This window comes from Mycobacterium sp. (genome assembly GCF_035653355.1).
Classification (GTDB): Bacteria; Actinomycetota; Actinomycetes; order Mycobacteriales; family Mycobacteriaceae; genus Mycobacterium.
On the sequence record NZ_DASRBZ010000127.1, the window covers coordinates 1 to 8,619 of the forward strand.

An 8,619-nucleotide genomic window follows, 5' to 3' on the forward strand; every position below is an offset into this window, starting at 1 on the left:
GCTGAAATGTCCCGCCACCCAGGCGGTGCTCAGCTCGGTGCGCGCACCGATGGGCGTGCATCGATTCATGTCGAATTTCGTGCACGCCTACCAGTTCACCAAGTACCGCATCGATCGGGTTCCGCTCTATGACCTCATCCGATGCGGTCTGACGGTGCCCGAATCCGGTGCGCCGGTTTACACCGGCTTCCCCGCGACCGGTCCGTAGCGGTTCAAAGTTACTAAGCGACAAGGCCATTGGCGGCAACCACAATTGCTAAATCAGTCACATCGGTGTGGGCCAGGAGATATTGGTTGTGCGGTCAAATCGTCTATTGGCTCGCCCTGTGATCAGGTCCGCCGAGCATCAAGACTCCGCCGTGCATCCGCACCACCATGCACAACGGCAGAAATTTTTTTCGCCCGCGCAGAAGCCGTGCTTGACCACCGCACACAGCACCCCGCCAGCAACGCTGGATACAACCTCTCACCGGCACGCGACCCGCTGTGAGCACATCCTGTAACGCTTTCGCCGAACGCGACGATCCACTGGATGATCGTGCCGGACAGCCGACTACCCAGTGCCCTCCAAGGAGAGCGCTTCGGCCAAGGTGTGGTTGACTACACGAGCACAGCTGCGCCCAGCGCTCGCCGGGGCATGCCATGATGCAGTCCGACCTCCGAAAGGATGGGCCGAACAAAAGGATGAGGAAACAGGGATGAGGCTTGTTGACAGGTTTCGCGGCGCGGTACAGGGTATGCCGCGCCGGCTCGTGTTCGGGGCCGTTGCTGCGGCTCTGCTGCCGGGTGTGATCGGTGTCGCCGGGGGTTCGGCGACCGCTGGGGCGTTTTCCCGTCCCGGCCTCCCGGTCGAGTACCTGATGGTGCCGTCACCGTCGATGGGCCGCGAGATCAAGGTCCAGTTCCAAAGCGGTGGGCCGAACTCGCCGGCGATCTACATGCTGGACGGTCTGCGCGCCCAGGACGACTACAACGGCTGGGACATCAACACCCCCGCCTTCGAGTGGTACTACCAGTCCGGCCTGTCGATGGTCATGCCAGTGGGTGGACAGTCGAGCTGGTACACCGACTGGTACAAGCCGGCTTGCGGTAAGGCCGGCTGTTCCACCTACAAGTGGGAGACCTTCCTGACCAGCGAGCTGCCGCAGTACCTGCAGGCCAACAAGCAGGTCAAGCCCACAGGGAGTGCTGCGGTCGGGCTGTCGATGGCCGCGGCGTCGGCGCTGAACCTGGCGAACTACCACCCGCAGCAGTTCGTCTACGTTGGCGCAATGTCCGGCCTGATGGACCCCTCGCAAGGGATGGGGCCGTCGCTGATCAACCTGGCAATGGGTGACGCCGGTGGCTACAAGGCCGCCGACATGTGGGGTCCGAAGGAGGACCCGGCGTGGCAGCGCAACGACCCGTTGCTGAACGTCGGCAAGACGGTCGCCAACAACACCCGCCTGTGGGTTTACTGCGGTAACGGCAAGCCATCGGAGCTGGGTGGGGACAACCTGCCGGCGAAATTCCTCGAGGGCTTCGTGCGGACCAGCAACCTGAAGTTCCAGGACGCCTACAAGGCCGCGGGCGGTAACAACGCCGTGTTCAACTTCCCGGAGAGCGGCACGCACAGCTGGGAGTACTGGGGCGCTCAGTTGAACGCGATGAAGCCCGACGTTCAGCGGTCGCTTGGCGCGACGCCGAACACTGGCCCGGCGACCGGCGCCACCAACGCCGCCGCTACGGCTAGCCACGGCTAAGCGCTGGAATTGCACGGCTGACGGCGGCGACCCTTCCGGGTCGCCGCCGTTAGTCATTTCCGCCCATCCGCGCCCACGGCGTGTGGTTCACTACCTTCCGGGACGGGGCGGGCTTGGTAGAGCGAGATACGAGCGAGGTGGACATGAGGGGCCTGTCGACGCTGCTGCGAGTGCTGTGGGCCGCTGTGCTGACCGTCGGGTTGTGGGGCATCGGTGCGACGCACCTCGGGTCGGCTCATGCAGCGGGCTACGAGTCGCTGATGGTGCCGTCGGCGGCCATGGGCCGCGACATCCCGGTGGCGTTTATGGGCGGCGGGCCCCACGCGGTGTATCTGCTCGACGCGTTCAACGCCGGCCCCGACGTCAGCAACTGGGTGACCGCGGGCAACGCGATGAACACCCTGGGCGGTAAGGGCATCTCGGTGGTCGCACCCGCCGGCGGCGCGTTCAGCATGTACACCAACTGGGAGCAGGACGGCAGCAAGCAGTGGGAGACCTTCCTGTCCAGCGAGCTGCCCGACTGGCTGGCGGCCAACAAGGGCCTGGCCCCCGGTGGCCACGCCGCCGTCGGCGCCTCACAGGGCGGATACGGCGCGATGGCGCTGGCCTGCTTCCACCCCGACCGGTTCGGCTACGGCGGATCGCTGTCGGGGTTCCTGTACCCGTCGGAGACCACCACCAACGGCGCCATCACGGCCGGCATGGCGCAGTACGGCGGCGTCGACAGCTACGGCATGTGGGGTGCGCCGCAATTGGGTCGGTGGAAATGGCACGACCCGTACGTGCACGTCGGGATGTTGGCGGCCAACAACAGCCGGGTATGGGTCTACGCTCCGGCCGCCGGGGCGGGCAGCGACCAGGCCGCCATGATCGGGCAGGCCGACCAGGCGATGGGCAACAGCCGGATGTTCTACCAGGAGTACCGCAACGCCGGCGGACACAACGGGCACTTCGAATTCCCGGCCGGCGGGGACAACGGCTGGGGGTCGTGGAGCGCGCAGCTGGCCGCGATGTCCGGCGACATCGTCGGCGCCATCCGCTAACACCTGCAGCACTGCCGCACCCGGAGCCGGTGCGGCGAGCCGGTACCGTGAAGGAGTCCAGCAGCCGGTACGACGGCCGTGCACGGCCGACGACATCCGACCGACTCTGCTAGCGGGAGAACATGGTTAACAGATCGCGGGGTAATTCCCAGCGCAGACGCCACCGCGTCCTCGCGTTGATCGCCGCGGCTGCCGTGGCGCTGGTCGTGGCGTTGGTCATCACCGTCGTCGTGGTTCTCGTCCGGCAGCGGCAGGGGCCGCCGAGCGCGGTGCCGCCCAGCATCGTGCCACCACCCAGCACCTCGGGCCGCGCGAAGAAGCCGCGTCCGGCGTTCCAGGACGCCAGCTGCCCCGACGTGCAGTTGATCTCCGTTCCGGGTACGTGGGAGTCCTCGCTGCAGCTTGATCCGCTCAACCCGGTGCAGTTTCCGATGGCGTTGCTGCTCAACGTGACCCGACCGATCACTCAGCAGTTCGACTCCAGCCGGGTCGAGGTGTACACCGTTCCCTACACCGCGCAGTTCCACAACCCGCTGAGCGGCGACACCCAGATGTCGTACAACGACAGCCGGGCCGAGGGCACCCGCGCGGCGGTCAAGGCGATCACCGACATGAACGACAAGTGCCCGTTGACCAGCTATGTGCTGATCGGCTTCTCGCAGGGGGCGGTGATCGCCGGGGACATCGCCAGCGACATCGGCAACGGCCGCGGACCCGTCGACGACGACCTGGTGCTGGGTGTGACGTTGATCGCTGATGGCCGTCGAGAACAGGGCGTCGGTAAGGAGATCGGCCCGAACCCGCCGGGTGAGGGCGCCGAAATCACCCTGCACGAAGTGCCGGTGCTCGAACAGCTGGGCTTGACCATGACAGGCAAGCGGCCGGGCGGTTTCGGCGCGCTCAACAACCAGAGCAACGAGATCTGCGCGCCCGGCGACCTGATCTGCGCCGCACCACAGGAGGCGTTCAACATCGCCAACCTGCCGACCACGTTGGAGACCCTGGCCGGCGGCGCCGGGCAGCCGGTGCATGCGATGTACGCCACTACCCAGTTCTGGAATCTGGACGGGCAGTCGGCCACCGAGTGGACCTTGAACTGGACGCATGACCTGATTGAGAAGGCGCCGCATCCCAAACACGGATGACGCACCAGCGCACCGCAGCGATAACAGTTCGGTGACGCGGTACCTTCTGATTTGGTCCGGGACGGGGCGCCCCTTAACATGACCGAGAGTTTAAGAGAAAAATAAGAACCACTGTGCGCGGCATGGTCGGGGTCGACGCGGTGCAGACGGAGGAGAGTGGTCTGTACCATCTGTGAGGTTTAGCGTTCGCGGTGAGCGACGCGGGCGTAGCGTGCGGCCGACCGCCGGGCCACCCCGACATTTCGAAGCTTTTGACAGGAGACTGGCATGGCGTACCACAACCCGTTCATCGTCGACGGACACATCACGTTTCCTGACAACACCAACCTGGTGATGCACGTCGAACGGTGGGCTAAGGTGCGCGGCCAGAGGGTGGCCTACCGGTTCTGGGACTACTCCACCGAACGCGACGGTGTCGCTCGCGAAATATCATGGGTCGACTTCGCGGCCCGCAACCGCGCGCTGGGGGCGCGGCTGCAGCAGGTCACCAAACCCGGCGACCGCATCGCCATTCTGTGTCCGCAGAATCTGGACTACCTCGTCTCGTTCTTCGGCATCTTGTACGCGGGGCGGATCGCGGTGCCGCTGTTCGACCCGGCTGAGCCCGGCCATGTCGGTCGGCTGCACGCGGTGCTCGACGACTGCGCGCCGTCTGCAATCTTGACCACCAGCGACTCCGCCGAGGGCGTCAACAAGTTCTTCCGCTCCCGCCCGGCCAAGGAGCGGCCGCGCGTCATCGCCGTCGACGCGGTGCCCAACGAGGTTGCTGCCACCTGGGAGCCACCGCTCGACACGACCTTCGACACCATCGCCTACCTGCAGTACACATCGGGCTCTACCCGGGTGCCGACGGGCGTGGAAATCACCCACCTGAACCTGGCCACCAACGTTGTGCAGGTACTGAACTCGTTCGACGGCGAGGAAGGCGACCGGGGTGTGACCTGGCTGCCGTTCTTCCACGACATGGGGCTGATCACGATTTTGCTGACGCCCGTCCTCGGTCTGTCGCACACGTTCATGACGCCGGCCGCCTTCGTGCGTCGGCCCATCCGCTGGCTGCGTGAGCTGTCCCGGGTCGACGATGACTACCCCGGCGGGGTCTACTCCGTCGCACCGAACTTCGCCTTCGAGCACGCCGCGGTGCGCGGCGTACCCAAAGACGGCGAGCCACCACTGGACCTGCGCAACGTCAAGGCGATCCTCAACGGCAGCGAGCCGATCTCGGTGGCGTCGATGCGCAAGTTCCACGAGGCGTTCGGGCCATATGGCTTGCGCGACACCGTCATCAAACCGGCCTACGGTCTGGCCGAGGCGACTCTCTACGTCTCCAGCACTCCAACCAAGGAGGCGCCGACGGTCATCTACGTCGACCGGCAAGAACTCAACAACCACCGATTCGTCGAGGTCGATCCCGATTCGCCCAGCGCCGTCGCGCAGGTGTCCTGCGGCAAGATCGGCCTGGACGAATGGGCGGCGATCGTCGACGTCGACACGGCCAGTGAACTGCCCGACGGACAGATCGGTGAGATCTGGCTACACGGCAAGAACATGGGCATCGGCTACTGGAACCGGGAGCAAGAGACCCAGGAGACCTTTAAGAACATCCTCAAGTCGCGGACCAACCCGTCGCACGCCGAGGGCGCTCCCGACGACGCGTTATGGGTGCGCACCGGCGACTACGGCACCTACTACAAGGACAACCTCTACATCACCGGCCGCATCAAAGACCTCGTCATCATCGACGGTCGCAACCATTACCCGCAGGACCTCGAGTTCTCGGCGCAGGAAGCAAGCAAGGCATTGCGCACCGGCTTCGTCGCCGCCTTCTCGGTGCCGGCCAACCAGCTGCCCCAGGAGGTCTTCGACAACCCGCACTCCGGGCTCACCTACGACCCGGACGACACCTCCGAGCAGCTGGTGATCGTCGCCGAGCGCGCCCCCGGCACCCACAAACTCGACCCGCAGCCGATCAGCGACGACGTCCGCGCGGCGATCGCCGTCCGGCACGGGGTAACAGTGCGCGACCTTCTGTTGGTGCAGGCCGGAACCGTGCCGCGGACCTCCAGCGGCAAGATCGGCCGGCGCGCCTGCCGTGCCGCCTACATCGACGGCAGCCTGCGTCGTGGCACCGCATCACCAACCGCTTTCGCTGACCAAGGCTGACAAGCATGTCCGACACCGACATCGACACCCAAGAGACCCCGGCAACCGAGACCGCTTCTGCGCGCACCGATATGACTGTCGCCGAGATGCGGCGGTGGCTGCGCGAGTGGGTGGGCCAAGCCACCGGCAAGTCGCCGGATTCGATCGACGAATCGATCCCGATGGTGGAGCTCGGTCTGTCGTCGCGGGACGCCGTGGCGATGGCTGCCGACATCGAAGACCGCACCGGGGTCACACTCTCGGCCACGGTGGCGTTCCAGCACCCCACCATCGAGTCGCTGGCCACCTACATCGTCGAGGGCGAACCCGAAGCGGCGGCCGACGACGACGAGGACTGGTCGCGCCTTGCGCCGTCCGACCGGGTCGACATCGCGGTAGTGGGGCTGGCCACCCGCTTCCCCGGCGACATGGACACCCCGGAGGAAACCTGGCAGGCGTTGCTGGAGGGCCGCGACGCGATCACCGACCCGCCGGAGGGCCGCTGGTCGGAGTTCCTCGATGAGCCGCGCATCGCCGAGCGGGTCAGCAAGGCCCGCACCCGCGGCGGCTACCTCAACGACATCAAGGGCTTCGACTCGGAGTTCTTCGCGCTGTCGAAGACTGAGGCCGACAACATCGACCCGCAGCAGCGCATGGCGCTGGAGCTGACGTGGGAGGCGCTGGAGAACGCCCGCATCCCGGCCTCGAGCCTGCGCGGCGAGGCGGTCGGGGTGTTCATCGGCGCGTCGGTCACCGACTACGCCTTCCTGGCGATGTCCGACCCTACGGTCACTCATCCGTACGCGATCACCGGCAACGCGCACTCGATCATCGCCAACCGGGTGTCCTACTTCTACGACTTCCACGGGCCGTCGGTGGCGGTGGACACCGCATGCTCGAGTTCGCTGGTCGCCGCCCACCAGGCGGTGCAGGCGCTGCGCAGCGGCGAATGCGACGTGGCCGTCGCCGGCGGGGTGAACGCGCTGATCACCCCGGTGATCACGGTCGGGTTCGACGAGGTCGGCGGGGTGCTGGCACCCGACGGCCGGATCAAGTCGTTCTCCTCCGACGCCGACGGCTACACCCGCTCGGAGGGTGCCGGCATGCTGGTGCTCAAGCGCGTCGACGACGCCCGCCGCGACGGCGACCAGATCCTTGCGGTGATCGCCGGCAGCGCGGTCAACCACGATGGTCGCTCGAGCGGTCTGCTGATCCCGAACCCCGACGCGCAGGCCGACGTGTTGCGCCGCGCCTACAAGGACGCCGGCATCAATCCGCGCACCGTCGACTACATCGAGGCGCACGGAACCGGCACCATCCTCGGCGACCCGATCGAGGCGGAGGCGCTGGGCCGCGTCGTCGGCAAGGGCCGTCCGGCCGACAAGCCAGCGCTGCTGGGTGCGGTGAAAACCAACATCGGGCACCTCGAATCGGCGGCCGGGGTGGCCAGCCTGGCCAAGGTGGTGCTCTCGCTGCACCACGACAAGCTGCCGCCGTCGATCAACTACGCCGGGCCCAACCCGCACATCGACTTCAATGCGGTGCGCTTGAAGGTCGCCGACACGGTCAGCGACTGGCCGCGCTACAGCGGGTACGCGATCGCCGGGGTGTCCAGCTTTGGGTTCGGTGGTGCGAACGCGCACATGGTGCTGCGCGAGGTGCTGCCCCGCGACGTCGTCGAGCGTGACGAACCCGAATCGGAGCCTGAGGAAAAGGCTCAGACCAACGGCCAACCGGAGACGGTCGCTCCCGCGGAGGGTCGCTTCGACGAGTTCGGCGGGTTCATCGAGGAGCACCCGGCCGAATTCGAGGAACCCGAACTGCCTGGCCTGACCGACGAGGCTAAGCGGCTCAAAGAGGTTGCGCTGCAGGAGCTTTCGGAAGCTCAGCCAGCGACGCCGCTTGTGCCGCTTGCTATTTCGGCGTTCTTGACGTCGCGTAAAAAGGCCGCCGCCGCTGAGCTAGCCGACTGGATGGAAGGCCCCGAGGGGCAGGCGGCGTCGCTAGAGTCGATCGGCCGGGCGTTGTCACGACGCAACCACGGCCGCTCGCGCGCGGTGGTGCTGGCCCGTACCCACGAGGAGGCGATCAAGGGACTGCGTGCGGTCGCCGAGGGCAAGCAGGCGCCGAACGTCTACGCCGCCGACGGGCCCGTCACCAGCGGGCCGGTGTGGGTGCTGGCCGGATTCGGTGCGCAGCACCGCAAGATGGCCAAGAACCTCTACCTGCGCAACCCGGTGTTCGCGGAGTGGATCGACAAGGTCGACGCCTACGTGCAATTCGAGCGCGGCTACTCGATCGTCGAAATGATCCTCGACGACTCCGTCGACTACGGCATCGAGACCACCCAGGTCACCATCTTCGCGATCCAGGTCGCGCTCGGTGAGCTGCTCAAGCACCACGGCGCCCGCCCGGCCGCGGTGGTGGGCCAGTCGCTCGGTGAGGCGGCCGCCGCGTATTTCGCCGGCGGACTGTCGCTGGCCGATGCCACCCGGGCGATCTGCTCGCGCTCGCATCTGATGGGCGAGGGCGAGGCGATGCTGTTCG

Annotated in this window: 5 protein-coding genes and 1 pseudogene; all 6 read left to right on the forward strand. The window is 66.6% G+C overall.

Features of this window, described 5'->3' with window-relative positions; all coding sequences use genetic code 11:
• A pseudogene (locus VFA16_RS03980) lies at positions 1-208 on the forward strand (hypothetical protein); the annotation flags it as partial.
• Between the two features lie 490 nt (positions 209-698).
• The gene (gene ag85A / locus VFA16_RS03985) at positions 699-1,742 is read left to right on the forward strand and encodes a diacylglycerol acyltransferase/mycolyltransferase Ag85A (RefSeq protein WP_324966563.1); all 1,044 of its coding nucleotides are present in this window, start codon (positions 699-701) and stop codon (positions 1,740-1,742) included.
• 143 nt (positions 1,743-1,885) lie between these two features.
• Positions 1,886-2,785, forward strand: a complete 900-nt coding sequence (locus VFA16_RS03990) for an alpha/beta hydrolase family protein (protein WP_324966564.1) — start codon at positions 1,886-1,888, stop codon at positions 2,783-2,785.
• A gap of 122 nt (positions 2,786-2,907) precedes the next feature.
• Positions 2,908-3,930, forward strand: a complete 1,023-nt coding sequence (locus VFA16_RS03995; protein ID WP_324966565.1) for a cutinase family protein — start codon at positions 2,908-2,910, stop codon at positions 3,928-3,930.
• Between the two features lie 267 nt (positions 3,931-4,197).
• Complete coding sequence (fadD32, locus tag VFA16_RS04000) at positions 4,198-6,093, forward strand: long-chain-fatty-acid--AMP ligase FadD32 (protein ID WP_324966566.1); 1,896 nt, start codon at positions 4,198-4,200, stop codon at positions 6,091-6,093.
• Between the two features lie 71 nt (positions 6,094-6,164).
• A partial coding sequence (locus VFA16_RS04005; protein WP_324966567.1) for a beta-ketoacyl synthase N-terminal-like domain-containing protein occupies positions 6,165-8,619 on the forward strand: 2,455 nt, incomplete at its 3' end.